Source organism: Kushneria konosiri, assembly GCF_002155145.1.
In the GTDB taxonomy this organism is placed as follows: domain Bacteria; phylum Pseudomonadota; class Gammaproteobacteria; order Pseudomonadales; family Halomonadaceae; genus Kushneria; species Kushneria konosiri.
Map to the genome: position 1 here is coordinate 666,279 of NZ_CP021323.1, position 26,921 is coordinate 693,199.

Genomic DNA, 26,921 nt, shown 5'->3' on the forward strand with positions numbered 1-26,921 from the left:
TGGATACTCATGACGAATCCTTCTGCAAGCGGCGAACAGCGCCACCACATCATTCCGGGACCGGGCGACAGCGCCACCTATGAAGCGCTGATGCTCGATAATGGACTGCAGGTGCTGCTGGTTCACGACGACAGGATTGAGCGCGCCGGGGCCGCCATGAATGTGGCCGCCGGCAGCGCCTTTAATCCCGTCCGCTTTCCAGGGCTGGCCCATTTTCTGGAACACATGCTGTTTCTGGGCACCGACCACTATCCCGACCCCAACGACTATCAGCAGTTTTTGAGCGCTCATGGCGGCCATCACAACGCCTTTACCGCTCCTCGGGATACCAACTACTTCTTTGACATTGCACCCGAGGCTTTTGCTCCGGCACTGGCGCGTTTTAGTCGCTTTTTTATTGCGCCGACGCTTGATGAGACCTATGTCGAGCGCGAACGTCACGCCGTCAATGCCGAATATCAGGCGCGCCTGCAGGACGATGGCCGACGCATCGAGGATGCCCTGAGCCAGGCACTCAACTCCGAGCATCCCTACAACCACTTCAGCATCGGCAATCTCGACACACTCAGGGATCTTCCCGACCAGACCCTTCGTGAAGCGCTGGTGGCCTTTCATGACGCGCACTACGATGCCAATACCATGTCACTGGTGCTGATCGGCCCGCAGCCGCTGGAGGCGCTGTCGTCTCTGGCTCGTGAGCTTTTCAGCGAGGTGCCTGACCGGGGCCTGAGCCGACGCTCCATTGATCACCCCTTGGTCCTCGATGATCAGCTGCCCATGGCCATGGCCGCACAGTCGCTGAACCAGCAGCATCAGGTCCGCTTTCTCTTCCCCATTCCCGACCCTGAACAGGACTATCGACTCAAGCCGGTCTCGTTTCTGTCGCACATGATCGGCCATGAAGCACCCGGCAGTCTGCTGGCCTGCCTGCGCCAGCGCGGCTGGGCAGATAGCCTCTCGGCCGGCAGTGCCCGTGGCGACGGCCAGCGCGCGCTGTTGATGGTCAACATCGAGCTCACGCCCAAAGGCTGCGAACATCTCGATGAGATCCAGGCCGCCCTGATGGACTGGATCAACCTGATTCGCGATCAGGGTGTCGAATCATGGCGCTACGATGAGCAGGCACGGGGCGTCGAACAGCAGTTTCGCTTTCAGCAGCGCCAGGCGCCCGCCCAGCAGGCCACGGCGCTCTCGGTGGCCATGGCGCGCTATCCGATCGAGGAAGTACGCCGGGCCGGCTTTTTGATGGAAGGTTTCAACGCAGCGCGCATTCATGACTATCTCGATGCCCTGACACCCGACCGACTACTGCGCCTTTATACCGGCCCCGAGGTGACCGGCGAGCAGCGATCCCTCTGGTTCGACACCCCCTGGCAGCACGTCTCCGTCCATCACAACCAGCTTGAGACCACACTTGAAGGCCTGGCACTGCCACAGCCCAACGCGTTTATCGCCCGGGATCTTGAGCTGATCAACAAGGATTCAAAGGCCACCCGGTGTATTCTCGACACACCGGGGATGGATCTTTGGCTGCATGCCACGGGCATTTTTGGCGCACCACGGGTGGAGTGGCGCATCAGTCTGCAGAGCCCGCATGCGGGGCAGGATGTTCGACAATCCGTGCTGACCGAGCTACTGGCGCGCTGGCTGGAAGACAGCCTGTCCGATGCACTTTATCCGGCACGCCTTGCCGGACAGGGCGTGAGCACTCATGCCCATGCGCGCGGCATGACACTTTCCTTTTCAGGCTGGCGCGATCGCCAGACACTGGTGATGTCACAGGTGCTCGATCAGCTCATGCACGCCGAGATGGATACCCACCATCTTCAGCGCGTCAGTCGCAGCCTCAAGCGTCGCTGGCAGGATGAGCCCGGCTCGGCCCTGCACGAGCAGCTCAATCGTGCGCTGATTCAGGCCATGATCACCCCGGGCTGGACCAGCGAGGCGCGTCTGGCCGCGCTGGAAGAAATAACGCCCGAAGCTGTTCGGGAGTTTCGTCACCAATGGCTGGGCGAGCTGCATGTTCAGGCGCTTGCCACCGGCGACACCAGCATCGAGCTTGCCCAACAAATGGGAGAAACCCTCAAGGCCAGGCTGTCGCCGGGAGTAACGTCCGAGGCCATCCCCGACCTGAGCGTACTGTCCCCGACGGCCACCCCGCCAATGCTGCGCCCTCAAAGCCGACGCGGCGATTCAGGCGTACTGTACTATTTACAGGGAAAGGGTCGGTCGCTGGAGGATCAGGCCCGCATGGCCATTCTGGGACAGATGATCAGCGCGCCCTTTTTCAATCAGCTCAGAACCGATCAGCAGCTTGGCTATGTCGTCTCGGCGCGCTATCAGCCACTGATTGATGCGCCGGGGCTTGCGCTGCTGGTGCAGTCACCGGATCACGACACAACCGTTTTGAACTCGCGCATTGAGCAGTTTCTGGAAGGGTTTGACGAGCTTGTGATGGGTACTGGAGATGCTGAAATGGTGGCCTATCAGCAGGCCGTGGCGGAGCGTCTTGTGGAGCGTGAGCAGCGCCTGGGCCAGATCACCGCGCGTCTTTGGCAGGAACTGGCACACGGCTGGACCGGTTTTGACCGTCGCGAGCAACTGGCAGCCGCCGTCAGCGCTCAGCGAAGCGAGGATATTCGCGCGGCCTGGCAGGCGCTGCGATCACGCCCGGTGCTGTTGGCCGGTGCTGATGACGGGGTGGCGGCCAACCTCATGGATGCCCCCTGGCAGTCCTTTTTAACGCTTATGTCGTAATTTAGCATCAGCAGCGCGCCGTCAAAGGCGCGCTTCACCAGCCTCGCAGGCCTAGCCAAAGGCCTGCGGCGGCATCATGGCCTCGACGTGCATCACCAGTTCCTCGATGCACTGCCGCTCACGATCACTCATGTGGCCGAGCTCACCATTGATTCGCTCAATCTCACGAGCAAATCCGGTCAGCGTCATGGCCGCAATCTTCGGGTCGTTCATGCGTTCCCAGCGATCACTTTCCCAGCGCGTGCGCTCTTCGGTTGTCAGCACTTCGGGATAGTTACGCGCCTTGTAGCGGAAAAACATCTCCTCCAGTCGACCGTCCTGAAAGGCAGGACGCAGTGCTTCCAGCGCCTCGACCGGCGTCTGGCGAATGCGGCCCATCTCGCGCTTGTCGCTATTGGAAAAAAAACCGCCCGAATAGAGCATCAGATCGGGGTCAGCCGGCGGCTCGGGGGGTGCCCCGCTGAACGCCTGCGCCACGCGGGTGGCAATATCGGCGCTGCCGGCGAGCTGCTGCCAGTGTCGCTCGGCAGCTTCCCGGTCGATCCCCAGACGCTCGGCGACAGCATCATCCACGGCTTTGATCGGCATCAGCACCGGGCTGCGATTGAGATGAATGACCTTGAGCGGGATGCGTGATGTGCCCTCTGCCAGTTCATCGGCGCTGGCAAAGACACGCTCGGCAATGGCCTCAGGACTCAATTCGAACAGCGGCGCCGGGTCCATGGCCAGATCCACCACGATCACCCCGTTGGGATTGGTGGGATGCATGGCCAGCGGTGCAATCAGCGCGCTGCAGCCCCGACTGGCCGGATAGCGCCGCGAGATGTGCAGCATGGGCTTTCGGGTGTTGATGTCGAGCAGTGAGGCGACGCGTCGCTTGTCGCGAAGCCCCAGCAGATAGTCAAAAAGCTTCTCGTTGCGCGCACGCAAAAGCTTCGCCAGTGCAATGGTGGCCCGCACGTCAGCCAGCGCATCATGCGCGTCCCCATGCTCGATCCCGTTGGCCACGCTGAGCCGTTCAAGCTTGAAACTGGGATTGCCATCCTCGCGGGTGGGCCACTCGATGCCTTCAGGGCGCAGCGCGTAGAAGGCACGCACGGCATCAATCAGATCCCAGCGCGAATTGCCGTTTTGCCATTCACGCGCGTAGGGGTCGATGAAGTTGCGGTAGAAGAGATGCCGCGTCACCTCATCGTCAAAGCGCAGTGAGTTATAGCCCAGCGTGCAGGTATTGCCCTGCTGCATCATCTCGAGGATACGCCCGGCAAACTCGGTCTCGGGCAGACCGCGACGCGAGGCCTGCTGTGGGGTAATCCCGGTCAGGAGACACGCTACCGGCTGGGGCAGATAGTCATCGCTTTGACGGCAGTAAAGAATTTCAGGCTCGCCGATTTCGTTGAACTGCTCATCGGTTCGAATGGCGGCAAACTGGGAGGGACGATCGCGGCGCGGGTCGGCACCGAAAGTCTCGTAGTCGTGAAAAAGAAAGCTGACCGACAAGGCAGTGGCTCCAGACAGGGATCACGGGGCGAGCAAATAAACGATAGCGCCTCTTCAACGATGTTCATCGTTGAAGAGGCGCCCGGGTGCAAGACTTCGTCAGCTTCGGTTGGGCAAGGTCACGTTCAGCTCAAGCACCGAACAGTCATCTTCACTGTCCAGACTGATGTTGATGGCGTCCTGATCAACCTGAACATAGCGACGGATCACCTCAAGAAGCTCGCGCTCCAGCATCGGCATATAATCAGGCTGACCACGCTGACCGCGCTGATGGGCCACGATAATCTGCAGTCGCTCCTTGGCGACCGAGGCAGACTTCTTGCGCTCACGCTTTAGAAATTCCAGTAATTTCACCGACGCCCCCCGCCGAAGATCCGACTCAGAAAACTTCTCTTTTGTAGTAGATGGAAGCGTAGCGGCTTTTCATCACCCAAAAGCCTGGCCACGGTATCACTATAGGCCTGACCGGCGTCGCTGTCCTGATCATGTGTTACCGGCACCCCTGAGTTGGAGGCACGCAGCACCGCCTCGGACTCCGGAATCAGACCGATCAGCTTGATCGCCAGAATTTCCTGGATATCCTCCAGATTCAGCATATCACCGCTGTCGACTCGATTGGGGTCGTAGCGGGTAATCAGCAGACGCTCGACCACCGGGTCCTGACCCTGTTCGGCGCGGCGGGTCTTGGAGGCCAGAAGCCCCAGAATGCGATCGGAGTCGCGCACCGAGGAAACTTCCGGGTTGGTCACCACGATCGCCTCGTCGGCGAAATACATCGCCAGCTGGGCCCCGCGCTCGATACCGGCCGGCGAATCACAGACAATATAGTCAAAATCTTCCGACAGCTTTTCGAGCACCTGCTCGACGCCTTCAAGCGTCAGGGCATCCTTGTCGCGCGTCTGCGAGGCCGGAAGGATATAAAGATTGTCGGAGCGCTTGTCGCGGATCATGGCCTGATTGAGCCCCGCCTCGCCCTGAATGACATTGACCAGGTCGTAAACCACACGACGCTCGCAGCCCATGATCAGGTCGAGATTTCGAAGGCCCACATCAAAATCGATAACGACGGTCTTGTTGCCTCTCAAGGCCAGACCGGTAGCGATGGCTGCCGCGCTGGTGGTCTTGCCGACCCCGCCCTTTCCTGATGTAACGACGATGATCCTGGCCAAAATGCGCTTCCTGTAACTGTTGCGTTGTAAGGGGGGCTTCGCGGTCAGACGAGTGCTTCTATGGATAACTGATCGTCTCTCAGTCTGACCTGAACCGTCGTATTGAGCAGTGACGGATCGATATCCTCAAGGCGCTTGTAATTGCCGGCGACCGACAGGAGTTCGGCATGCAGCTCATGACAAAAGATGCCGCAGTCACGATCGCCATGAATGCCTGCCAGCGCTCGCCCGCGCAGCGGCCCATAAACGTGGACACTGCCGGCGGCCAGCACCTCGGCGCCGGCATTGACGGCGCCAACCACGACCAGATCGCCTTCAGCGGCGCTGATCTGCTGACCCGAGCGTACCGTTCCGCGGAAGATGCGACCGCCACTGCCAACCTCTTCCATCACGGGCGTCTGCGGCGGCGGTGGCGTTACCGATGCCAGTGTACGCGCCTCGCGTGATTCCTGAGGTGGAAACCAGCCCAGCCCCAGCGCCCATGCCGACTGTTTAATGCCTTCGTTGCCGCCTCTGACGGCCACCGGCAACAGCTTGTGAGAACGACACACGGCGCAAAGACGCTCCAGCGCCAGTGAGGTATCATCAAGTTTTTCAACACTCAATACCACTGGCGTATGCTGAAAAAAGGCCGGCGACTGGCTAAGCTTGCCTGCCAGTTGCGCACTGATGCGCTCGGGATCTGGGCTGTTAAGCTCCATGACCGTCATGGGCAGCATGCCGCCCTTGAACGTAAAGGCAGTGGCCGTCTGATCCACCTTGAGACTCATGCCCGGTTTCCTGTCGGATAATGAATGAACGCCCTGAGCGATGATAGTGTTTCCGACCAACGATCATACGGGGTGTGCTGACGTCTGTCAGGTGTCGCCAGTTGCCGACGCCTTTATTGAGAGAGTGCTGTGCCACAAAGGTAACCCTACGCCACACGTGTGCAGGCCTGTTATCATCCCCTGACGTCCAAACGCCCATATCGCCCGGTACTCAGCCACCGCCAGTTGCCTGGAAAGACATCGATCTCATGCCCGGATTTCTACAACGTCTGTTTGCGCCGCGCTGGCGTCACAATGACCCCCATGTTCGCCAGGAGGCCATCGCCGGCCTGACGGTCGAGCGCGATCGCGAAAAACTCGAAACCCTGCTTCATGATGAACATCCCGACGTTCGTCATGCCGCCCTTGCTCGCCTGGCAACCCCGGAGCGCTATCAGACGCTGCTGTCCACGCTTGAGCCGGGCACCGGGCTTTATCGCACGCTGCTCGACACCCTGACCGGCAAGGAGCGCACCCTGCTGTCGCTGGAACAACGACAGCAGGTAGTCGACACCATCGACAGGCCTGACCTTATTGCGCACATGGCCACGCACGCTGACAACCAGCAGCTGCGGCTGGCCGCGCTTGCGCGCATCAACGATGAATCGATTCTGATCGAGCAGGCCTGCCAGAACTCGATTGCCGGCGTCCGCCAGGCCGCTGCCGAGCGCATCGACAGCGATGAAGGACTCGAACGTCTGGCGCGGGAAGCGCGGCGCGACAAGCAGATCATGCGCAGCGCTCGCGACCGGCTCAATCAGCGCCGCGACCAGCGCCGCGAGCAGGATGCCCGACAACAGCGCCGAGATGACCTGATTGCCGCCATGACCCGACTGTCCGATCAGCAGTGGGAACCCATGCTGCCGGCGCGCTACCGCCACCTGGTGCGCGAGTGGCGCTCGCTGGCTGACGATGCCGACGAATCGCAGCGTCATAAATTTCACCAGGTGGAACAGGTCACCAGTGCTCGCGTGATCGAGCATGACAATGCCGAGCGCGAAGAGCGCGCACGTGAGCAGGCCATGGACATGGCTCGCCGCGACAGCCAGCGCATCATTGGCTCACTCGAACAGGCCCTGAAGGATCTTGCGCATCACGCAACGCTTGATGCTCAGGATGTGGCCCAGCTGCAGGCACACTTCAAATTGCAGGCCGAACAGTGGCGAGATCTCACTGATCGTATCGCCCCAAGCCAGGAAGACCAGAAACATTTCGAAGCGCTGTTCCAGAAGGCCGGCGAGCTGGCCGCCGCCTGGCAGCGCTTCGAAGAACATGAGCAGACCCTGCGCAGCGCCATCGACAGCCGCGATTTCAAGGCCATCGATCATTCAAGGCGGGCCATCGCCTGGCCGGAGGGACTCCCCTGCCCGACACTGCTGACGCACCTTCCCGAACCTCCCGCGTCGGACGACAGTTCCCCGTCTTCCCGCCCCAGCCTCGACCCTGAGCAGTTTCAGCAGTCGCTGGACCAGCTGGAAAGCCAGCTTGATCGCGGTGAGCTGCAGGAAGCCACGCGCCTGCTCGATAGCCTGATGCAGCGCCGCATGCGGCTTGCGCCCGATCACCGCGACCGCCTGCAGGCCCGGCTCAACCAGCTGGGTCAGCGCACCCATGAGCTGCGCGACTGGCGCAACTTTGCAGCCGCCCCCAAGCGCGAGCAGCTGATCGAGGGAATGGAAGGACTTGCAGCCGCCGATCTGGACGAAACCGCTCGTGATCAGCAGCACCGTCGTCTGGTGCGTGACTGGAAGGCGCTGGGCGATGCTGCAGCCTCACGAGATCGCTCTACGCGTTTTCGTCAGGCCTCTGATCAGGTCCGCGAGCAGCTGGCCGGGTTCTACCAGCGCCGCGATCAGCAGCGTGAGACCAATCTGGCCGAACGTGAGCGGCTCTGTGAACAGCTGGAAACGCTGGTCGGTCACACGGCAGCCACCTCCGACCCCGACAGCCTGCGCACCATTCGCGATCGCGCCAGAGAAGCCTGGCGTCAGTGGTCGCCTGTACCACGGAATCGGGAAAGTGAGTTGCGTCAGCGCTTTACAAAAGCGCTGCGAGCGCTGCAGACCCTGATCGATCAGCAGGCGCGGACGGTCGCTCAGGCCAAACAGGCCCTGGTCGACGAGATTCGCGCGCTGGAAGACGCCGACATCGATGACGAACGGCGTGCCGATCGGGCCAAGGCACTGCAGACCCGCTGGCGTGAACTCGGGCGCGCGCCAAGAGGCGAGGAACAGGCCCTGTGGCGCGCTTTCCGCCAGCACTGTGACACCATCTTCGAACGGCGCAACGTCCAGCGTAATCAGCAGCGTCAGCAACGCGACAGTCGACTTGATCAAATGCAGGCCCTGATCGACCGACTGGACCAGTGGGTGCCCGAACGCGCCGCCGATCAGGCCATTCTCGATGATGCCGAACGTGAAGCCGAGGCACTGATGCCGTTGCCCAACGGCTCTCGCACCGGCGGTATGCTCAAACGATGGGAAGGCATTCTGCGCGATCGGCGCGAGCGACTGGACCGTCTGGCGCTGGGCACCCTGGCCGAACGCTGGCAGCAGTGGCAGCCGCTGCTCGAAGCGCATGTCGCCGCAGACAGCCGCGCCCTGAAGGGCGAGCCCGCCGACAGTGTCGACACCCCGCTTGCCCTTTCACCGCAGGCACTGGACGCCCATCGCCTGCGCAATGAGCGACGCGCCAGCGGCGAGCAGGCCAAGGCCCGCGAATGGCTCGAGCACCTTCGTGTTCACCTGTCCGTGCTGGTGGATGCACCGCTGGGCAGTGAAGACTCCTCTCGCCGGCTGGACGTCCAGGTGGCCCGTCTCAATGACGCCATGGGCAACATGCCGGGCCCCATGGAGGAACTCGAACAGTTGCAGAATCGATTGCTGGCCAGTGGTCCGATCGATCAGGAAGACTGGGCGCGAATCGCTCCTCGCCTGAACGAACTCATGACCATGTTGCAGGAATTTGACACAAACGATTGACACTGCGGCAAAAACGCGTAAGATGCACAGCACGTCGATGCGGGGTGGAGCAGCCTGGTAGCTCGTCGGGCTCATAACCCGAAGGTCGTCGGTTCAAATCCGGCCCCCGCTACCATCGACAATCAGATTGCAAAAGCCGACCCTTGGGTCGGCTTTTTTGCGTCTGGCGATTGGCAGAGCCTGTCCTTGATGCATGCACACAACGGTCGTCGGTTCCCTTTTGATTTCAACACCGGCGGCCCCCGCTGCCCTCCACAGAAAGATTGCAGGAACCTACCTCTGAGCGGGCTTTTTGGTGCCTGGCAGTTGGCAAACCATGCCCGTGACACATGCACACAACGGGCGTCGGTTCCTCCTTGATTTTATACTGACGGCTTCATCCCCTTGTCCTATCTGCCGCCTCGATGCCGGGCCAGCATCAGAACCGGCCGTTTCAGTTTCCCGGAGATACTGCCCCTTTTATTCATACTGCGACTGATATAGAGGTGTCGGAGCCAGACGTCCAATGCCCGGCAACTTGATCGCCAGATCCAGCGGGTCGACCCCGAAGACCAGCCCCAGCAGATTGAATTCAAGTCCTTCATCGCGTGCCAGCATGATCCCGAACAGACCGTAGAGCGAGACCTGATAGCCCGTTCCACTGGGCGCCGGACCGATCACCCGCCCCAGAAAATGATGGTCATCAATCAGATAGTCCTTGCCCAGCGCCAGCGAGGGCATCTCCACATCAAGCTCGGGCACCTGACGAATCAGCCAGGCAATGAAGGTATTGCTATTGGGACCGGGAAAGACGCGATAGCGCTGCGGCCAGGGGTAGTCATCGACCGCCTGATCTATATGAGAAATGGCACGCGCAGCCTGCCTACCCCGCAAATCCGCCAGCAGATGCGGAGGCTGTCCGAACCATTCGCGATCCAGCACGCCCTCACGCATGCGTACAGTGGGCCGGCGCCAGCCCTGGACTTCATAAGTGGTATAGGTGCTTGCCCCTTCCGGCTTGACGGCAATCCAGGTATGCATGGCAAAGGCGCCACGCCAGCTGAAGGCACGGGCCCCGTAGAGCTGAACCACCGCGCCATCGAATGCCTCGGCTCGGGGCGCAAGGCCGACAGACTGTCGTCCGGCATTTGACCAGCGGGTCTGTGTATCAATGCCACCCAGCCACCACACCCCTGCCGGTCCCGCCAGCAGCAGTGCCAGCAATGCCAAAAGGCCTGCCAGCCATTTAATCAGCGTCATGGCAGGCTCCCTTTCAATACTCCGGGCAAGTACCCGGTGATCTCTCGCCCCTTGGGCATGTTTTGTTCACCCCGTGTGGTCTGACGTCTTGAATTCGCCCCGGGCCAGCGCCATAAACACCTATATTCGAACGGACCGAGAATCCCTCTTAGCGAGAGTTTGCCATCATGCAGATCGTTGACCCCAAAACCGGTGAACCCATGGGCGCGCCGTCCCCCCAGCCCGGTCAGAGTGCCGGCGGCAATGTCGATGCCTCGCAGTTTATCGTCGATGTCGACATGTCCAATTTCCAGCAGGTTGTGCTGGAAGGGTCGATGCACATGCCCGTGGTCCTGCAGAGCTGGGGCCCCTCGAGTGAAGCCTGCCGGACACTGATCCCGGTACTGGAAAGACTGGCCCACGAGTATCAGGGCGCCTTCGTACTGGCCAGGCTCAACGTTGAAGAGCAGCCGCAGATCGCCGCTCAGCTGGGCATCCGCTCAGGGCCCGACGTCAAGCTGATCATGCAGGGCCAGCTTTATGATCAGCTGCACGAAGCCCTGCCCGAGCGTCAGATGCGCGAATGGCTCGGCAAGCATATTGCCGCCCCCGAAGGTGGCACACAAAGCGTCGAAGAGCAGGTTCAAAACGCTCTGGAGACCGGCGACACGGCCACCGCTCGCACCCTGCTGACACAGCTGATCAGCGATTATCCCGATGATCATGGCTATCGCATCGACATGGCAGGCGTCATGACCCGCGAGGGCCATTTTGACGACGCCCTGAGCATTCTCGATGCCCTGCCGCCGGAGCATCGCGACGGTGTCAAGGCACGCGGGGTTCGTGCTCGGATCGATTTCGCCCGCGAAGCCCTGTCGGCGGAAGAGATCGAGGCAATCGGCACGCGCGACGACAGCGAAGCACAGTTCCAGCGCGCGCTGCGCGCCGTGGCCGACGGTGACTATGAGCGTGGCCTTGAAGGCTTTCTGGAACTGATGAAGCGCGATCGCAGCTACGGCGAAGATGCTGCACGCAAGACGCTGCTGCGCGTCTTTGATGCCCTCGGCGGCGACCATCCGCTGACGGTCGCCTACCGTCGTCGCATGTTTACCCTGCTGTATTGATTCCTGCGCTGACCCATGGCGCCCGGCCCTCTTCATGGCCGGGCGCTTTTTTTCACGCCTTGTTTTATACCTCTGACGGCGCCAGCAGCGCATCCATCCGCGTGAGTGCTTCTTCCAGTACGGCCCGCTCGGTGCCAAAATTCAGCCGTGCAAAGCCGGGCCAGCCAAAATCCGCCCCGTTATTGAGCGCCACTCTGGCGTGCTTGAGCAGCGCCTTTTGTGGCGATTCACCCAGACCGGCCTCGCGCAGATCGAGCCAGGCCAGATAGGTCGCCTGCGGCACACTCATCTGCACGCCCGGCCAGCGCGCCACGAACGACTCAATCAGCGCCACGTTGTCACGCAGCTGTGCCAGCAGCGCCTGACGCCACGGCTCACCATGAGCGTAGGCAGCTTTCGCCGCCGTCTCGCCCATGATGTTTTCAGATGGCATCAGCCCAAGACAGCCACGCTTGAAGCGAGCCCGCAGGTCATCATCGCTGATCACCGCACAGGCACTGGTCAACCCGGCGACATTGAAGGTCTTGGAGGCCGCCCAGAGCGTGATGGTACGTGAGGCAAGACGCGGCTCGATCATGGCCAGCGGCCGGTGAGCGCTGCCATCCAGAATCAGATCGCAGTGCAGCTCATCGGAGCAGACAATCAGATCATGGCGTTCGATGAAGTCCGCCAGCCGGGCGAGTTCTTTTTCATCAAAGACGCGTCCGGTCGGGTTATGCGGATGACACCAGAGCAGCAGCCGGGTGCGCGGCGTCACAGCGGCTTCCATGGCGTCAAAATCCAGTCGCCACAGTGGATCGTTTTGTGTCGGAGCACGCATCGGTGCCGTCTGGGTAGTGCGCCCGGTATTGTCTGCCACCTTCAAAAAGGGGGGATAGATGGGCGTGACGGTCAGCACGCCGTCACCGGGCTCGGTCAGGGCCAGGCTTGCCACATGCAGCGCCGGCACCACGCCAGGCAGCCAGTGCTGCCAGTCGGCCTGAATCTCCCAGCCATAACGATCGTGACTCCACTGGCAAAGGGTCTTCTTCAGCGCTTTATCGGCATGCGTATAGCCAAAGACCGGATGCGCCAGACGTTCAGCCAGCGCTGTCTGAATGGCCGGTGCCACGGCAAAGTCCATGTCGGCCACCCACAGCGGCAACACGTCCTCGTCATACAGATGCCATTTGGTGGTAGGGTACACGCGCCGATCCAGCGGTGTCGTAAAATCAAAGTCGGCACTGTCCTGCGTCATGCTGTCTCCGTGAAATGCAGTCCGGTCAGACACTGACCGAAACGTGATTGAATGCATGATGTCGTGATGCCGGCGGCATCGTTACCCTTGATTGATCCCACGCTTTTGAACAGACCCCATCATGACCGATAGTGACTTTTATACCAGCGCCATGGCCGGCCTGCCTTCCCTGATCGAGCGCTGGCTCGAGATCGGCGATACCACACCCGAAAAACTGGGCATCATTCTGGCCGATACGGCCCGGATTGCAGGGCTTGGAGATCCAGCACAGGATCCGGACGGCGAGACGCTCAGACGCTGGGCGGCACCGGGCAAAAGCGCCGATCACCCGCCGGCATGGGCCACACGCAGCGCGCTTTTCCTGCTTTCACAGATGCCGGCGCACCCGATGCCGCAGACGCCATCACAGTGTGACGGCTGGGCCTGGGCGTGGGTGCGCCTGCGTCGCTGGGAAAGTCTCGAACAGGCCGTCGAGGCACTGCCGGGCTGGCTTGCCCCGGCACTTGAGGCTCGCCTGCCAAAGGCCTGGCACGATCATGGGTCCCAGCGGCTCATTTGAGCGACGATCATTGGATCTCAGCGCTGGCGCCGAATCGGCGACTTGGGCTTGAAACCGGCCGGGCGGCTTGAAAGCCAGCGAGCGAATTCCGCGATCTCGGGCTGTGTCAGCAGCGCCTCACGCGTGTGATAGCTTTCGGCCATCTCGCGCTCGCTGAGTACGCGATGAATGTGGTTGTGACAGGGTCGGCAGATCATCAAAATGTCGCCTTTCATCTCCTCACGACTGAAGCGCTTGCGAAACCGCTTGCGCCCGTGCAGCGCCCGCGGGATCAGATGATGGCGCGTCAGCGCCACGCCCTGACGCCCGCACAGCGCACAACAACTCAAGGGAGTGTCCTCATGTTGTGACATGGCATCTCCATAACAGTGGCCGGGACAGGTTCGCAACCAGGCTTACCGTCAGTATAAGATGGCGGGGCACGCCTTGCCGCCGACCAGGGGCATGTCTATGATGCAACCCCGTTTTCGCACATGCAGCGACTGCTCTTTTCCTTTCACGATCGTGCGCCCTGTGCCCACGTCGAACTGCCTATCCGACCATGATCATTCGTACCGACCACGCCCCCAGCGATGCCCAGCTCGACATCATTACGCAGCAGCTGGGACGCACGCCGCGCGGCCTTCAGGCCGTCAGCGCCGAGGACAGCCGCGGCACGCCGCTGGCGCTGCGCGTCGCCCCACTGGTAGAAGGCAAGCCCTTCCCGACACTTTACTGGCTCTGCAGTCGCGAGCTGACGGTGGCGCTGTCGCATCTTGAAGCCGATGGCGTGATCAAGCGTCTCGAAGCACATCTCAAGGAAAATGAAGCGCTGCGTGAGGCCTATCGCCAGAGCCATGAAGCCTATGTACAAAAGCGCTGGTCATGGATAAGCGAGCAGGAGCGTGCCGAGATCGAGCGACTGGGCTTTACGAAGGCACTGACCGAGCGCGGCGTCGGCGGCATTACCAACTGGCAGCAGGTCCGCTGCCTGCATACGCAGTATGCCCATCACGTGAGTGACCACAACGCCATCGGCGCCTGGATTGATGAGCACTACCCGCAGGTTGCCGAAAGCGTTAATTGAGCGTCGGACCGTGTTATCCGTGTGAACCACCAGCAGCAGGAATCATCATGAACAGCCATACCCGGCCTTATGAAGGCCTCAGCGTCTGCGTTTACATGGGCTCTCGCAGCGGCCATGCACCGCACTGGCAGCAGCTGGCCGAAGCCGTGGGCACAGGTATTGCCCAGCGCGGCTGGCGACTGGTGTACGGTGGCGGGCGGACCGGTCTGATGGGCGCCTGTGCCAGCGCGGCGCTGTCCGCCGGCGGCGAGGTCGTCGGCGTCATTCCGGATCATCTGGTCGAGCGCGAAGTGGCCCATACGGGACTGACCGAGCTGATCAGGGTGCCGGACATGCATACCCGCAAGGCGCAAATGGCCGCCCACAGTGATGCCTTCGTCACCCTGCCGGGCGGCATCGGTACCTTCGAGGAGTTTTTCGAGATCTGGACCTGGCGCTATCTGGGCCTGCACCGCAAGCCCATTGGGCTGCTCAATCACGAGCGCTTCTTTGATCCCCTGCTACAGTTTCTGGACAACACGGTCGAGGCAGGCTTTCTCAACGCCGATACGCGCGCCACGCTGATCAGCGCCAGCACGTCGAATGATCTGCTGGATGCCCTGTTCGACTAAATCTCAATTTTTCGGGAGTAGCACCGATGTATGCCATCGCCGTCAAGGATTCGCACCTTCAATGGTGCGAGCACAAGGATCTGCCCTCCCCCGGCGGCAGCGAAATTCTGATTGATGTGGCCTGGGCGGGCATGAACCGCGCCGACGTGCTTCAGCGTGACGGGGGCTATCCGCCGCCGAAGGGCGCCTCCGAGATTCTCGGTCTGGAAGTCAGCGGTGTGGTCACAAGCGTCGGCCCGGCCGTCGAGCGCTTTCGCGTGGGCGATCAGGTCTGCGCCCTGCTTTCAGGCGGTGGCTACGCCGAGCAGGTCGTTGTCAATGAAGCCCAGGCCCTGCGCATTCCCGAAGGGATGACCCTGCGCGATGCGGCCGCCCTGCCCGAGGTATTCGCCACGGCCTGGCTCAACCTCTATATGGAAGCCGACCTGCGTGAAGGCGAACGGGTACTGCTGCATGCCGGTGCCAGCGGTGTCGGCACCGCTGCCATCCAGCTCTGCCGCGCCTTTAACAACCCCTGCTTTGTCACCGTGGGCAGTCAGGACAAGATCGAGGCCTGCAAGGCACTGGGCGCTGAAGCCGGCTGGAATCGCCACGACGGCAGCTTCGTCGAGGCGGTCCAGAACTGGGGGGGCGTCGATGTGGTGCTGGACCCGGTCGCCGGCGAATATATCGAATGGAACCAGCAGGTGCTCAACCTTGATGGCCGCATCATTTTGATCGGCTTCATGGGGGGCGGGAAACCCGGGTGGATCTGGGACGCATGCTGATGAAACGTCAGCGCCTGATCGGCTCGACCCTGCGCTCGCGCTCACCGGCCGGCAAGGGTAGCGTCATGGACGCCCTTCACGCCCATGTATGGCCGCTGCTGGAGTCCGGCCGGGTCAAGCCGCTGGTGGATCGCACCTTCTCCATTCAGGAAGCCGATGAGGCCATGCGCTATCTGGAAGAGAACACCAGTACCGGCAAGGTCCTGATGGGCGTCTCCGGCGCCTGAAGCTGCCTTGAAACAGTGACAGACCCCGGACATGAAAAAGCCCGAATCCGCTGGATTCGGGCTTTTTCATGTCCGGGTCAGAATCCAGAACAACGTTACTGCAGGGCAGGCGAACGTGCAGAGACCGACGTCATCTGGCGTACAACCGGTGCAGTATCGTCTGCCAGGCGCCAGTGACGCGAGCGTTCAGGGTCAACCGGCAGTCCGAGTTCACCATGATCAAAGGCGCGCGACAGACGCTGCGCCGCACCGGCATGGCCGGCTTCGGCCGCACGAGCATACCAGGTGACCGCCCGATCTTCCCGGCGTGCGATCTGGGTGCAGCCATGCTCATAGATGTGCCCGACCTGGTACTGTGCCTCGGGGTGACCGGCCTCGGCCGCCTGCACGACACAGCGCACGCCCCGGGCCTTGTCACGAGCCGACTGACCACGGCGAAACAGCATCACCCCATAGGTGGAAAGTGCATCCACGTGGCCTGCATTGGCACAGCGACGAAACAGGTGAAGCGTCAAGCGACGCTTGTGCGCAGAGCCTTCCAGCCAGGGGGCCTGCATCAGACGCGATGCCAGACGATATTCAAGCTGTGTGAATACTTGAGCAGACCGCAGCATAACAACCAACCTTGTGAGTTCCAGCGTTCGATTCATGCCCTGTCTGACCTGTAGCGTGGCAGGGATCGGGCATTGACGCGAATGACTGTTGCCGTGAAGGTGACTCATCACCTGCAGAACAAGAACAAAAAGAGGGATAACCTCAATGTTGTCGCACCCTCGGGTGTTGTGCACCCGGGCAGCGAGGCCGGCAATATACGCCTGTGCGGGAGGTGACTCAAGCCCTGTGTTTGCCCGCGCATCAGCACCCGTCTAACATGGGCGTTCATCCGCTTTTGAAGGCTCTGGAGACCCCATGGAAAGACGTCCTCTCGGTGACAGTGGCATAACGGTCAGCCGGCTCTGTCTTGGCACCATGACCTTTGGCGAACAAAACAGTGAAGCCGAGGCTCACGAGCAGCTCGATCGCGCGCTGGCCGCCGGTATCGACTTTATCGATACGGCCGAAATGTACCCGGTACCACCGGGTGGCGAGACCCAGGGTCGCACCGAAGCCTATATCGGCAGCTGGCTGAAGGCGCGCGGCCGACGCGACGATATCGTGCTGGCCAGCAAGGTGGCCGGGGCCGGGCGCGGCATGGAACACCTGCGCGGTGGACCGAAACTGTCGCGAACGCAGATCCATCGGGCCCTGGACGACAGCCTCAAGCGTCTGAATACCGACTATCTCGACCTCTACCAGCTGCACTGGCCGGACCGCCCCGCCAACTACTTTGGCAAGCTGGACTATCACCACGAGGAGGCCCCGGACGCGACGCCGCTGGAAGAGACCCTGTCGGCGCTCAAGGAAGCCGTGGATGCCGGCAAGATCCGGACCATCGGCCTTTCCAATGAAACGCCCTGGGGCACCATGCACTGCCTGCGTTTGGCCGAGACCATGAATCTGCCGCGTGTGGTATCGGTTCAGAACCCCTATAGCCTGCTCAATCGCAGCTACGAAATCGGCATGGCCGAGATCAGCCATCGCGAAAACGTGGGGCTGCTGGCCTACTCACCACTGGCCTTTGGCGTGCTGTCCGGCAAGTACCTGGGCGGCGTCAGGCCGGACGGGGCGCGGCTGACCCTGTTTGATCGCTTCCAGCGCTATAACTCGACGCTGGCCGAGGAAGCCACCTGGGCCTATGTCGATATTGCCCGACGCTTTGATCTCAGCCCGGCCCAGATGGCGCTGGCATGGGTCAACACGCGCCCCTTCCTGACCAGCAACATCATCGGGGCCACTACGCTCGAGCAGCTCGATCACAACATCGCAAGCGAAGGCATGACGCTTTCCGATGAGGTTATCGAGGCCATCGAAGACGTCCACAAGCGTCTGCCTAACCCCTGCCCCTGAGCTTTCCTTCGCACACCCGGGAACAGGCTTTCCCCTCTGGCCTGGCACTGACTTAAGGCAGTCTGACGCCAGCGCCGGAGGGGGTATAATCAGTGACATCATGAGCGGAGAATCTGCATGCTGAGCGTGCTGTCCCCAGCCAAGACGCTGGATTTTGAAACGCCGTCCAACGTGACGATTGCCTCGCAACCGGATTATCTGGACCAGAGCCGGCAGTTGATCGACATTCTGCGCGACTATTCGCCGCACGCGCTGTCGAAGTTAATGGGCATCAGCGACAAGCTGGCCGGGCTCAACGTGGCCCGCTTCGAGCAGTGGCAGACACCGTTTGATCAGGACAACGCCAAACAGGCGATTCTGGCCTTTCAGGGCGACGTCTATACGGGCCTTGAGGTCTCAGGGTGGCATGAGGATGACCTTGAATGGGCGCAGTCGCACCTGCGGATTCTGTCAGGGCTCTACGGCATGCTCAGGCCGCTGGATCTGATGCAGCCCTATCGTCTGGAAATGGGGACGAAACTTGAAAACCCGGCCGGACGCGACCTTTACGCGTTCTGGCGCGAGCGACTGACACAGGATCTCGATCAGGCCGTGCGCGAGAGCGGCGGTGATTGGGTACTGATCAACCTGGCCTCCAACGAATATTTTGGCGCCATTGATCGCAGGCGTCTTGGCAGTGATGTCATCACGCCGGTGTTCAAGGATGCCAAAAACGGGCAGTACAAGGTCATCAGTTTTTATGCCAAGAAGGCGCGCGGCATGATGAGCGCCTGGATGGTGCAGCAAAGAATTGAAAAGCGCGATGATCTGAAAGCCTTTGACGGGGGCGGCTACCGGTTCAACGCGGAGCTTTCGGATCAGCGCAGCTGGGTATTTACCCGCGAGACGCCGCAAGCGTAATGATGGTCGGTTGACCACCACTCAATGATGCATTTATCGGGAGGATCTCTCATGCGTCATCTATTGATTACCCTGCTCATCGGTCTGATGAGCTTTGGCCTGGCGGTCGAGCACGCCGACGCCAAGCGTTTCGGCGGCGGCAAGAGCTTTGGCAGCTACTCGCGCTCGGCCAGCCCAAGCAGCAGTCAGGCCACGACACCGCCACGGCAGGCCCAGCAGGGCACTCGTGCCGCCGGTGGTGGCATGTCGCGCTTCATGGGCCCGCTGGCAGGCATTATGGCCGGCGGCCTTCTGGCCTCGCTGTTTTTCGGCGGCGCCTTCGACGGTATCCGCTTCATGGATATCCTGCTGATCGCGCTTTTGGGCTTTATTGCCTGGAAGGTGCTGGCCGCACGGCGTCGAGCCACCAATACCGGTGCCCACGACGCGCATCAACAGCCTCAGCAGCGTCAGGCGCACGATTTTGGTGGCACCTCCAGCGGCACGGCTGGTGCCATGGGCGGCGCCACCATGGCCAGCGAGCCCGACTGGTTCAACCGCGAGCAGTTCCTGTCCGGTGCCAAGGAGCACTTCATGGATCTGCAGCGCGCCTGGGACAACAACGATTTCGCCAAAATCCAGGAGTTTGTCACGCCAGAGCTTTATAACCTGCTTCGCAAGGAGCGTGCCGAGCAAAGCGCCAACAACCAGACCGAGATCGTGCGTCTGTTTGCCGAGCTGGGAGATGTGCGTGAATACGGTCAGCAGGCCGAAGCGACCGTACTGTTCCACGGCGTCATGAAAGAGGATGGTCAGGACAACGAGTTCAACGAGACCTGGCATCTGATTCGTGAAGTGCGCGATCAGTCTCCCTGGTATATTCAGGGTATCGAACAGAACAACGTCTGATCTACCTTGCCGCCGCCCCTTCCGGGCGGCGGTTCTCGTCATCGGGTCACTTTCTTCGGCCCTGGATCATTCCCGAACCTGTCCGAGCATGCCCCCCTGGTTGCCCTCATGGGCACTACCCTGCCTGTCGATCTACCCCTGCATCGACCATTCGATACTGTGCACCCCGTTCTGATCCGCGTAACGTGATGTTTTGACAAGACTCTACCGGAGAGAGCATGCGCCGCCCGAGGCCGTCGGCACGGGCATGGCACAGCGTCAGCCATCCAATGACAGGTGATACACCTCAACGAAAGGTCAGGGTCCGCCGTACGCTGATCCTGTCAGCCTTTGGCATCGCTCTGGTACTGCTCATGTGGCAGGGCGCGCGGCTGGCTCGCGAGCAGGCACTGACGGAGCTTCATCATGTCGCCGGCAACGCCCTGCAGCTGTCCCGCGCCAATCTGGTCGGCTACCTTACCCGCCACGATTATCTTCCTCACCTGCTTGCCACGCGTGAGAGTGTGCGCCGCTTCCTGTCTCAGAGAGAGGATGAACGCGATCCCCGGGCGCTCAACCAGCTGCTGGATCGCTCACGCGCCTATGCCGACGTGTCAGACATCTACCTGCTTGATCATGACGGCACTACCATTGCCGCCAGCAACTGGCAGCGCACCGACAGTTTCATGGGTCAGAACTATGCCTTTCGCGGCTATTACCGTCAGGCCATCAATGGTCGCAGTGGTCGCTTTCACGCTCTGGGCACACAATCTGGCGCACGCGGGTACTATTTTTCGGCTCCGGTCCGGGCCAGTGGCCATACATCGGACATGCCACCCGACGGGGTGATGGTGGTCAAGGTAGGGCTCGAAGAGATCGAACGTGAGTGGCAAAGCCTTGATGCCACGCTGCTGGTGGCCGATATCAACGGCATCATCTTCATGTCGAGCGATCCTGCCCTGCGCCTGACGGCGCTTCAGCCTCTCTCGGAAAGCGCCCGCAAGGGGCTTTTATCAACCCGACGCTACACGGATGAGCCCCTGCCCGAGTCCGGTCTCGAGGTGATCGAAACCCTGCCCGGGGGCGCACGACACGTACGTCTTGGCGACCAGGACTATCTGAATCTTTCACAGCCTTTGGCGCGCTTTAACTGGAGCCTGAACATTCTGCAACCGATGACCCCGATTGCCCGGGCACAGTGGCTGGGCGCACTGGGTGCCGGCGGCAGCTGGATGCTGATCGCACTGGGAAGCGCCATTGGCTGGCAGCGTCATCGATTGCGCCGTGAGCGCGAGCGCTTTGCCGAACGCGAGCGCAACACGCTTGCCCATGCTCGAGATGAGCTGGAGCGCCATGTGGCGGCTCGCACCCGCGAACTGGTCGACTCCAACCATCATCTCTCTCAGGAGATAGAAGAACGAAAGCGCGCCGAGGAGAGCCTGCGCCAGACTCGCGACGAACTGGTTCAGGCAGCCCGTCTGGCCGTACTGGGTCAACTGGCCGCCAGCATCAACCACGAGCTCAATCAGCCTCTTGGCGCCATCCGGGCCTATGCCGACAACGCTCGTACATTGCTGGCACGCCACCGCATCGAGGATGCCGACACCAATCTCGCGCAGATTTCCGAACTGGTCGAACGCATGGCGGCCATCAGCGCCCAGCTGCGACAGTTTTCTCGCAAGGGCAGCGAAACGCTGACCGATGTCTCGGCTCAGGCGTGCTTCGACTATGCGCTGCGCCTTTTTCGAGCGCGCCTGGAAGAATCCAGTATTACGGTCGTATCGCACATGGATGAGTCAACCTGCTGGGTGCGTGCCGATCCGGTACGCCTTGAACAGGTGCTGGTCAATCTGATCGGCAATGCTCAGCAGGCCATGAACGACAGCGTCGAACGCCAGCTGATACTGGTCGTCGAAAAACACGCTGAACGGGTTATCCTGAGCGTTGCCGACAGCGGCCCGGGGCTCAGCGAGGAGGCACTCGAGCACCTCTTTGAGCCCTTTTATACCACTCGCCCTGCCGGTAGCGGGCTGGGGCTGGGGCTTTCCATCTCACAGCGCATCATCAGCGACCTGGGCGGTCATCTCGAAGCTCGCAATCGTCCTGAAGGTGGCGCGCTATTTGTGATCCAGCTACCTGCTGCCCACCCATCGTCACTACCCTCGGAGAATCCTGCTGATGCCTGATCGCCCTGCCACGCCAGTGATCATCGTTGACGATGAACCCCACCTGCGCTTCACCACCGGCCAGACGCTGGAACTGGCCGGCTACCGGCCGCTACCGGTGGCCAGTGCAGAGAAGGCTCTGGAGATTCTGGAGAAGGACTTTCCTGGCGTGCTGATCAGCGATATCCGCATGCCGGGCATGGATGGCATGGCACTGCTGCGCGAGGTACATGCCCGTGACCCGGAGCTGCCGGTGATTCTGATTACCGGTCATGGCGATGTCTCCACCGCGGTTACCGCCATGCGCGATGGGGCCTGGGACTTCGTCGAGAAACCCTTTGCCGGCGATGAGCTGGTGGAAGTGGTACGCCGCGCCGCCGAAACCCGAAGGCTGGCACTGGAAAACCGCCACTTGCGCGCCGAACTGGAGGCCCAGCAGTCAGCGCCAGGACCAAGACTGGTAGGACGTACCGCAGCGATCGCCCAGCTGGCCACCATGGTGTCACGCATCAGTCAGGTAGAGGCCGATGTCCTGCTGTTTGGTGAGACCGGTACCGGCAAGGATCTGGTTGCCCGCGCCATTCATGAGCGCAGCCGCCGCAGTGGCGCGCCATTTGTTGCCATCAACTGTGGCGCCGTGCCGGAGAGCATTATCGAATCGGAGCTGTTCGGCCACGAAAAAGGAGCCTTTACCGGTGCGGTAGAGCGACGCATTGGAAAGTTCGAATATGCCCAGGGGGGCACGGTCTTTCTCGACGAGATTGAATCCATGCCGCTGACGCTGCAGGTGCGGCTACTGCGGGTGCTTCAGGAGCGCGCTATCGAACGCCTTGGCGCCAATGAGGCCATCGAACTGGATATCCGCGTGATCGCGGCCACCAAGGTGGATTTGAAAGCCGCTGCCGAAGCGGGGCGTTTTCGCGAGGATCTCTACTACCGGCTTAACGTGGTCACCCTGCCGATTCCACCGCTGCGCGAGCGGCGCGAGGATATCCCGCTGCTGTTTCAGCACTTTGCCGTGGTCGCGGCGACCCGCAGCAGCCTTGAGGTGCCCCCGCTCGACAGCGCAGGCGTGGCCGTACTGCTGGCCCACGACTGGCCCGGCAATGTGCGCGAACTGCGCAACCTTGCCGAGCGCTACGTACTGATCGGCAGTGCCTACGATTACCGCCTGGATGCCCTGCTCGGCAGTATTGACGGCGATGCCAGCGAGCTGTCGCTGGCCCGCCAGGTCGAGATGTTCGAAAAAAGTCTGATTGATCAGGCGCTGGCCCGCTGTCGTGGCCGAATCAGTGAGGCCTGCGAGCACCTTGATGTGCCAAGAAAAACGCTTTATGACAAGCTGAAAAAGCACGATCTGCGTGCCGAGGCCTATCGACGTGAAGGCAGTGATGACCCTCAAGTCTGACCGTTGAACGTTCAAAAGCGGCTCCGGCTCAGCCTTGAAACGGCCTTCACCGTTATACTTTAGACTCGAAAAGCGTCTCTTCGGTGGCGCTGGTAGCGTCTTTCATACCCTGACAGCACCGTTGTGCGGATTTCCGCACACCACTGATGTGGAAAAATGTGGATATCCGCCATTTTCCCACCCTTTCACACGCGACCAAAGTTGCAACGCAAAACCATAACCCTCTGACATCGTTTAAAAAAACGGTAAATGGCGCATCGCTTGCCACTCCCGAAGTGTGATGCACATCGACGCCCTGGTCGGTGTCCTTCAAAAAGTCCAATCATAACGGGAGCTCCATCATGCCAACCCTGTCACGCAATACTTTTGCCCTGACTGTCGCGGCCTCGGTTACGACGGCAGTATCTCTGACCACCATCGGCGCAGCCCAGGCCGGCGATAGCGTTGACCGCAGCGACTGGCCGAACAGCATCACCGTGGCCACTGCCAGCCAGGGCGGGACGTACTACGTCTATGGTTCCGGCTGGGCCAACCTGATTGCCGAAGAACTGGGCATTTCCGGCGGCGGTGAGATTACCGGCGGCCCGACCCAGAACATGGCGCTGGTCCATAGCGGCGATGTCGCGCTGGGTCTGACCACCATGGGGCCTGCCGCTCAGGCCCTCAACGGCGAGAGTCCGCTGGCGCCGGGCATGAAGATGGACAACGTCTGTGCGCTGTTCCCGATGTATGAAACGCCCTTCTCGGTGGCCGCCCTCTCCAGCAGTGGTATCGACAGTATCGACAGCATCCCCGATGGCGCGCGCATCGGCTTTGGCCCGGCGGCATCGACCTCTGACACCTATTTCCCGGCGATTCTGTCAGAACTGGGCGTGGAGTATGAGCGCCGCAACGGCGGCTGGTCCGACCTTGGCAGCCAGCTGCAGGATGGTCTGATCGATGTGGTCGCCTTTGCCGCCGGCATTCCCATCCCGGCCGTCAGTCAGCTGGAAGTCCAGACCGGCGTCAACTTCGTCGAGTTCACCGAAGCACAGCAGGAAAAGATCGTCAAAAACTTCCCGGTCGCGCCGTTCACCATCCCGGCCAGCACCTACAGCACGCTGGATCACGATCTTCGTGCCGTATCGATGTGGAACTTCACCATCGCCAACTGTGATCTGCCGGCAGACTTCGTTTATCAGGTCGTCAAGGTGAGCATGGAAAACAACGACCGCATGCGTGATATCCACCGCAGTGCGGCCAATAGCGTACCGGAGAACCTCAAGTACAACACCGTGCTGCCCTACCATCCGGGCGCCGTGCGCTGGTATGAGGAGAACGGTTACGACATCGACCCCTCACTGATCCGTCAGTAAGACTCGTCGCCGCCTCGTGCTCGGGGCGGCGCCGTTTTTTGAATCACTCGGGGTGACCACCATGTCCAACCAGCACAATAATCAGACGCCTGAAGATGACATGATCATCGCCGACGGCGTTGACAACGATGTCGTCGAGCCGACCCGACGCGTCTTCTCCGGCCGCCTCTGGTGGCTGTTCGCCGCCATGGCCGTGGCCTATACCAGCTTTCACCTGATTTCGCTCAATGTCTATCCGATCGAGACCTGGACATTTCGTATCCTGCACGTCTGCGGCGCGCTGATTCTCGGCTTTGGCCTTTATACCGGGGCGCGCTTTGCTGAAGACGGTGAAAGAACCTCACCGCGCTGGCTGGACGGTATTGCCGGCGTCATGCTGCTGCCCGCCCTCTATGCGCTGGTACAGGTCTTCATGATGCACCAGGCCATGGCCGGCGGTACCATGCGCATTGATCCGTCCATCGAGACCTGGCAGTTCGGCGTCCCACTGATCGTCGCCACCGTGGGGGCCATCATGCTCTCCTGGGCGATTCGGCGCCCGCGCGGCCATCTACCCATCGCAGAAGTGGTGCTGATGGTCTGCGCCGCTGCGGCCTCCAGCTATCTGCTTTTGATGTTCAATTCACCGCTGCGCGCCTCGACCGGTACCGCCTTCGCACCGATCGGGATATCCTGGGCGGCGATCGCCGGCTCGCTGCTGATTCTGGAGCTGACTCGCCGGGTGGCTGGCATGGCGCTGGTCATCATCGCTGCCATCTTCATCGCCTATGTGTTTGCCGGCCCTTTCCTGCCGGGCTTCCTCGGCTACCCGGGACTGTCCGTCAACCGTTTCTTCAGTCAGGTCTACACCGATGCCGGCGTCCTGGGACCGACTACCGCAGTCTCCTCGACCTACATCATCCTGTTCATCATCTTTGCGGCCTTTCTGCAGGCATCAAAGGTGGGTGACTACTTCGTCAACTTCGCTTTCGCGGCCGCAGGACGCGCGCGCGGCGGCCCGGCCAAGGTATCGATCTTTGCCTCCGGCCTGATGGGCATGATCAACGGCACCAGCGCCGGTAACGTCGTCTCCACCGGCTCGCTGACCATCCCGCTGATGAAAAAGGTTGGCTACCCCGCCCGCAGTGCCGGCGCCATTGAAGCGGCCGCCTCGACCGGTGGGCAGATCATGCCGCCAATCATGGGGGCAGGCGCCTTCATCATGGCCGAGATCACCGGCATTCCCTATACCGAGATCGCCATCGCGGCGGTGATTCCGGCCATCCTCTATTTCGCCTCGATCTACTTCATGGTCGACTTCGAGGCCGCTCGCAAGGGCATGCGTGGCATGACCCGGGACGAGATTCCAAAGTTCTCGAAACTGGCACGCCACGCCTACCTGTTCGCCCCGATCATCATTCTGGTCGCTGCACTCTTCATGGGCTATTCGGTGATTCGCGCCGGTACCCTGGCCACTGCCTCGGCGGCCATTGTCAGCTGGATCTCGCCCAACAAAATGGGTCCCGCAGCAATCCTGCGTGCCCTGCAGCTGGGCGGCACGATGTCGATCCAGATTATCGCGGTATGTGCCTGCGCCGGTCTGATCGTCGGTGTCATCGGCCTGACCGGGGTGGGCGCGCGCTTCTCCTCGCTGCTGCTGGGTCTGGCGGGTGTCAGTCAGCTGCTGGCACTGTTCTTCGCCATGCTGATCAGCATTTTGCTGGGGATGGGGATGCCGACGACCGCCGCCTATGCGGTGGCCGCCTCGGTAGTGGCACCGGGATTGATCGGCATTGGCATCGAGCCGCTGGTGGCACACTTCTTTGTGTTCTACTTCGCCGTGGTCTCGGCGATCACTCCGCCGGTGGCTCTGGCCTCCTATGCCGCGGCCGGCATTTCAGGGGACAACGCCATGGGCACCTCGGTGGCCTCGTTCAAGATCGGTCTGGCCGCCTTTATCGTGCCCTTCATGTTCTTCTACAGCCCGGCCATGCTGATGGAAGGCAGCTGGCTGCAGATTGCGCGCGTTGGCGTCACGGCCACCATGGGCATCGTGCTGCTCTCCGCCACCGTTCAGGCCTGGTTCTTTGGCCCGGTGAAGGCATGGCAGCGGGTCGTCATGTTTATCGGAGCGCTGTGCATGATCTATGGCGGTATTTATAGCGATCTGGCCGGGATTGCCATCGCCGTCGGTCTGATCGTTTTTCAGCGCCGCCATCACAATGACCGCAACACACCGCAGATGGCCACGACATGATCGTTGGTTATGCCCGCC

Annotated in this window: 23 protein-coding genes and 1 tRNA gene; 16 read left to right on the plus strand and 8 right to left on the minus strand. The window is 61.3% G+C overall.

Translation table 11 applies throughout. From position 1 onward, the window contains the following. The first annotated feature begins 9 nt into the window (after positions 1–9). The gene (locus B9G99_RS03105; RefSeq protein WP_158521432.1) at positions 10–2,757 is read left to right on the plus strand and encodes an insulinase family protein; all 2,748 of its coding nucleotides are present in this window, start codon (positions 10–12) and stop codon (positions 2,755–2,757) included. A gap of 51 nt (positions 2,758–2,808) precedes the next feature. Here the strand turns inward: B9G99_RS03105 and sbcB are convergent, their stop codons facing one another. From sbcB to minC, 4 genes are all read right to left on the minus strand, one after another. Further along, positions 2,809–4,275, minus strand: a complete 1,467-nt coding sequence (sbcB, locus tag B9G99_RS03110) for an exodeoxyribonuclease I (RefSeq protein WP_086620712.1) — start codon at positions 4,273–4,275, stop codon at positions 2,809–2,811. A gap of 81 nt (positions 4,276–4,356) precedes the next feature. Continuing rightward, positions 4,357–4,611: a cell division topological specificity factor MinE gene (gene minE / locus B9G99_RS03115; RefSeq protein WP_086620713.1), complete on the minus strand. Its 255-nt coding sequence runs from the start codon at positions 4,609–4,611 to the stop codon at positions 4,357–4,359. Then, positions 4,608–5,426: a septum site-determining protein MinD gene (gene minD / locus B9G99_RS03120; RefSeq protein ID WP_086620714.1), complete on the minus strand. Its 819-nt coding sequence runs from the start codon at positions 5,424–5,426 to the stop codon at positions 4,608–4,610. The genes minE and minD overlap by 4 nt, the downstream gene beginning before the upstream one ends. 44 nt (positions 5,427–5,470) lie before the next feature. Beyond that, positions 5,471–6,196 carry a septum site-determining protein MinC gene (gene minC / locus B9G99_RS03125; RefSeq protein ID WP_086620715.1) on the minus strand — a complete coding sequence of 242 codons (726 nt, stop codon included), beginning with the start codon at positions 6,194–6,196 and terminating at the stop codon, positions 5,471–5,473. 248 nt (positions 6,197–6,444) lie between these two features. Between minC and B9G99_RS03130 the strand changes: the two genes are divergently transcribed. Continuing rightward, positions 6,445–9,216, plus strand: a complete 2,772-nt coding sequence (locus tag B9G99_RS03130; RefSeq protein WP_086620716.1) for a DUF349 domain-containing protein — start codon at positions 6,445–6,447, stop codon at positions 9,214–9,216. Positions 9,217–9,254: 38 nt separating this feature from the next. Continuing rightward, positions 9,255–9,331: transfer RNA gene (locus B9G99_RS03135), tRNA-Met, on the plus strand. Positions 9,332–9,675: 344 nt separating this feature from the next. On the opposite strand, the gene B9G99_RS03140 is transcribed toward B9G99_RS03135, so the two are convergent. Continuing rightward, positions 9,676–10,455 (minus strand): DUF3750 domain-containing protein, encoded by a 780-nt coding sequence (locus B9G99_RS03140; protein WP_086620717.1) that lies wholly within the window; start codon positions 10,453–10,455, stop codon positions 9,676–9,678. Positions 10,456–10,622: 167 nt separating this feature from the next. On the opposite strand from B9G99_RS03140, the gene B9G99_RS03145 reads away from it, so the two are divergent. Next, entirely contained in the window at positions 10,623–11,558 is a 936-nt protein-coding gene (locus B9G99_RS03145) for a tetratricopeptide repeat protein (protein ID WP_086620718.1), read from the plus strand. Positions 11,559–11,622: 64 nt separating this feature from the next. Here the strand turns inward: B9G99_RS03145 and B9G99_RS03150 are convergent, their stop codons facing one another. Further along, positions 11,623–12,795, minus strand: a complete 1,173-nt coding sequence (locus tag B9G99_RS03150) for a MalY/PatB family protein (RefSeq protein ID WP_086620719.1) — start codon at positions 12,793–12,795, stop codon at positions 11,623–11,625. Positions 12,796–12,916: 121 nt separating this feature from the next. Between B9G99_RS03150 and B9G99_RS03155 the strand changes: the two genes are divergently transcribed. Next, positions 12,917–13,354 (plus strand): hypothetical protein, encoded by a 438-nt coding sequence (locus tag B9G99_RS03155; protein WP_086620720.1) that lies wholly within the window; start codon positions 12,917–12,919, stop codon positions 13,352–13,354. Positions 13,355–13,371: 17 nt separating this feature from the next. Here the strand turns inward: B9G99_RS03155 and B9G99_RS03160 are convergent, their stop codons facing one another. Next, positions 13,372–13,707, minus strand: a complete 336-nt coding sequence (locus tag B9G99_RS03160) for a hypothetical protein (protein ID WP_086620721.1) — start codon at positions 13,705–13,707, stop codon at positions 13,372–13,374. A 188-nt stretch (positions 13,708–13,895) separates the two neighbouring features. On the opposite strand from B9G99_RS03160, the gene B9G99_RS03165 reads away from it, so the two are divergent. The 4 genes from B9G99_RS03165 to B9G99_RS16910 are packed head-to-tail and all read left to right on the plus strand — an operon-like array spanning position 13,896 to position 16,025. Continuing rightward, on the plus strand, positions 13,896–14,420 hold the full coding sequence (locus tag B9G99_RS03165; RefSeq protein WP_086620722.1) for a DUF501 domain-containing protein: 525 nt from the start codon (positions 13,896–13,898) through the stop codon (positions 14,418–14,420). 47 nt (positions 14,421–14,467) lie between these two features. Beyond that, positions 14,468–15,031: an LOG family protein gene (locus B9G99_RS03170; protein ID WP_086620723.1), complete on the plus strand. Its 564-nt coding sequence runs from the start codon at positions 14,468–14,470 to the stop codon at positions 15,029–15,031. Positions 15,032–15,057: 26 nt separating this feature from the next. Beyond that, a complete protein-coding gene (locus tag B9G99_RS03175; protein WP_227875909.1) occupies positions 15,058–15,798 on the plus strand; it encodes an NAD(P)H-quinone oxidoreductase in 741 nt (246 codons plus the stop codon). Next, entirely contained in the window at positions 15,792–16,025 is a 234-nt protein-coding gene (locus B9G99_RS16910) for a zinc-binding dehydrogenase (RefSeq protein ID WP_227875910.1), read from the plus strand. The genes B9G99_RS03175 and B9G99_RS16910 overlap by 7 nt, the downstream gene beginning before the upstream one ends. 95 nt (positions 16,026–16,120) lie before the next feature. Here the strand turns inward: B9G99_RS16910 and B9G99_RS03180 are convergent, their stop codons facing one another. Next, entirely contained in the window at positions 16,121–16,639 is a 519-nt protein-coding gene (locus B9G99_RS03180) for a tetratricopeptide repeat protein (protein ID WP_086620724.1), read from the minus strand. Between the two features lie 295 nt (positions 16,640–16,934). On the opposite strand from B9G99_RS03180, the gene B9G99_RS03185 reads away from it, so the two are divergent. The 7 genes from B9G99_RS03185 (at position 16,935) to B9G99_RS03215 (ending at position 26,903) form a co-directional block, all read left to right on the plus strand. Continuing rightward, positions 16,935–17,972: an NADP(H)-dependent aldo-keto reductase gene (locus B9G99_RS03185; protein WP_086620725.1), complete on the plus strand. Its 1,038-nt coding sequence runs from the start codon at positions 16,935–16,937 to the stop codon at positions 17,970–17,972. A 117-nt stretch (positions 17,973–18,089) separates the two neighbouring features. Next, the gene (yaaA, locus tag B9G99_RS03190) at positions 18,090–18,872 is read left to right on the plus strand and encodes a peroxide stress protein YaaA (RefSeq protein WP_086620726.1); all 783 of its coding nucleotides are present in this window, start codon (positions 18,090–18,092) and stop codon (positions 18,870–18,872) included. 51 nt (positions 18,873–18,923) lie between these two features. Beyond that, positions 18,924–19,760, plus strand: a complete 837-nt coding sequence (locus B9G99_RS03195; RefSeq protein ID WP_169712214.1) for a Tim44 domain-containing protein — start codon at positions 18,924–18,926, stop codon at positions 19,758–19,760. Positions 19,761–20,029: 269 nt separating this feature from the next. After that, complete coding sequence (locus tag B9G99_RS03200; RefSeq protein WP_086620728.1) at positions 20,030–21,925, plus strand: sensor histidine kinase; 1,896 nt, start codon at positions 20,030–20,032, stop codon at positions 21,923–21,925. Then, on the plus strand, positions 21,918–23,312 hold the full coding sequence (locus B9G99_RS03205) for a sigma-54-dependent transcriptional regulator (RefSeq protein ID WP_086620729.1): 1,395 nt from the start codon (positions 21,918–21,920) through the stop codon (positions 23,310–23,312). Before B9G99_RS03200 ends, B9G99_RS03205 begins: the two co-directional genes overlap by 8 nt. 341 nt (positions 23,313–23,653) lie before the next feature. After that, positions 23,654–24,667 carry a TAXI family TRAP transporter solute-binding subunit gene (locus B9G99_RS03210; RefSeq protein WP_115504159.1) on the plus strand — a complete coding sequence of 338 codons (1,014 nt, stop codon included), beginning with the start codon at positions 23,654–23,656 and terminating at the stop codon, positions 24,665–24,667. Positions 24,668–24,728: 61 nt separating this feature from the next. Continuing rightward, entirely contained in the window at positions 24,729–26,903 is a 2,175-nt protein-coding gene (locus B9G99_RS03215; protein ID WP_086623252.1) for a TRAP transporter permease, read from the plus strand. Positions 26,904–26,921 lie beyond the last annotated feature (18 nt).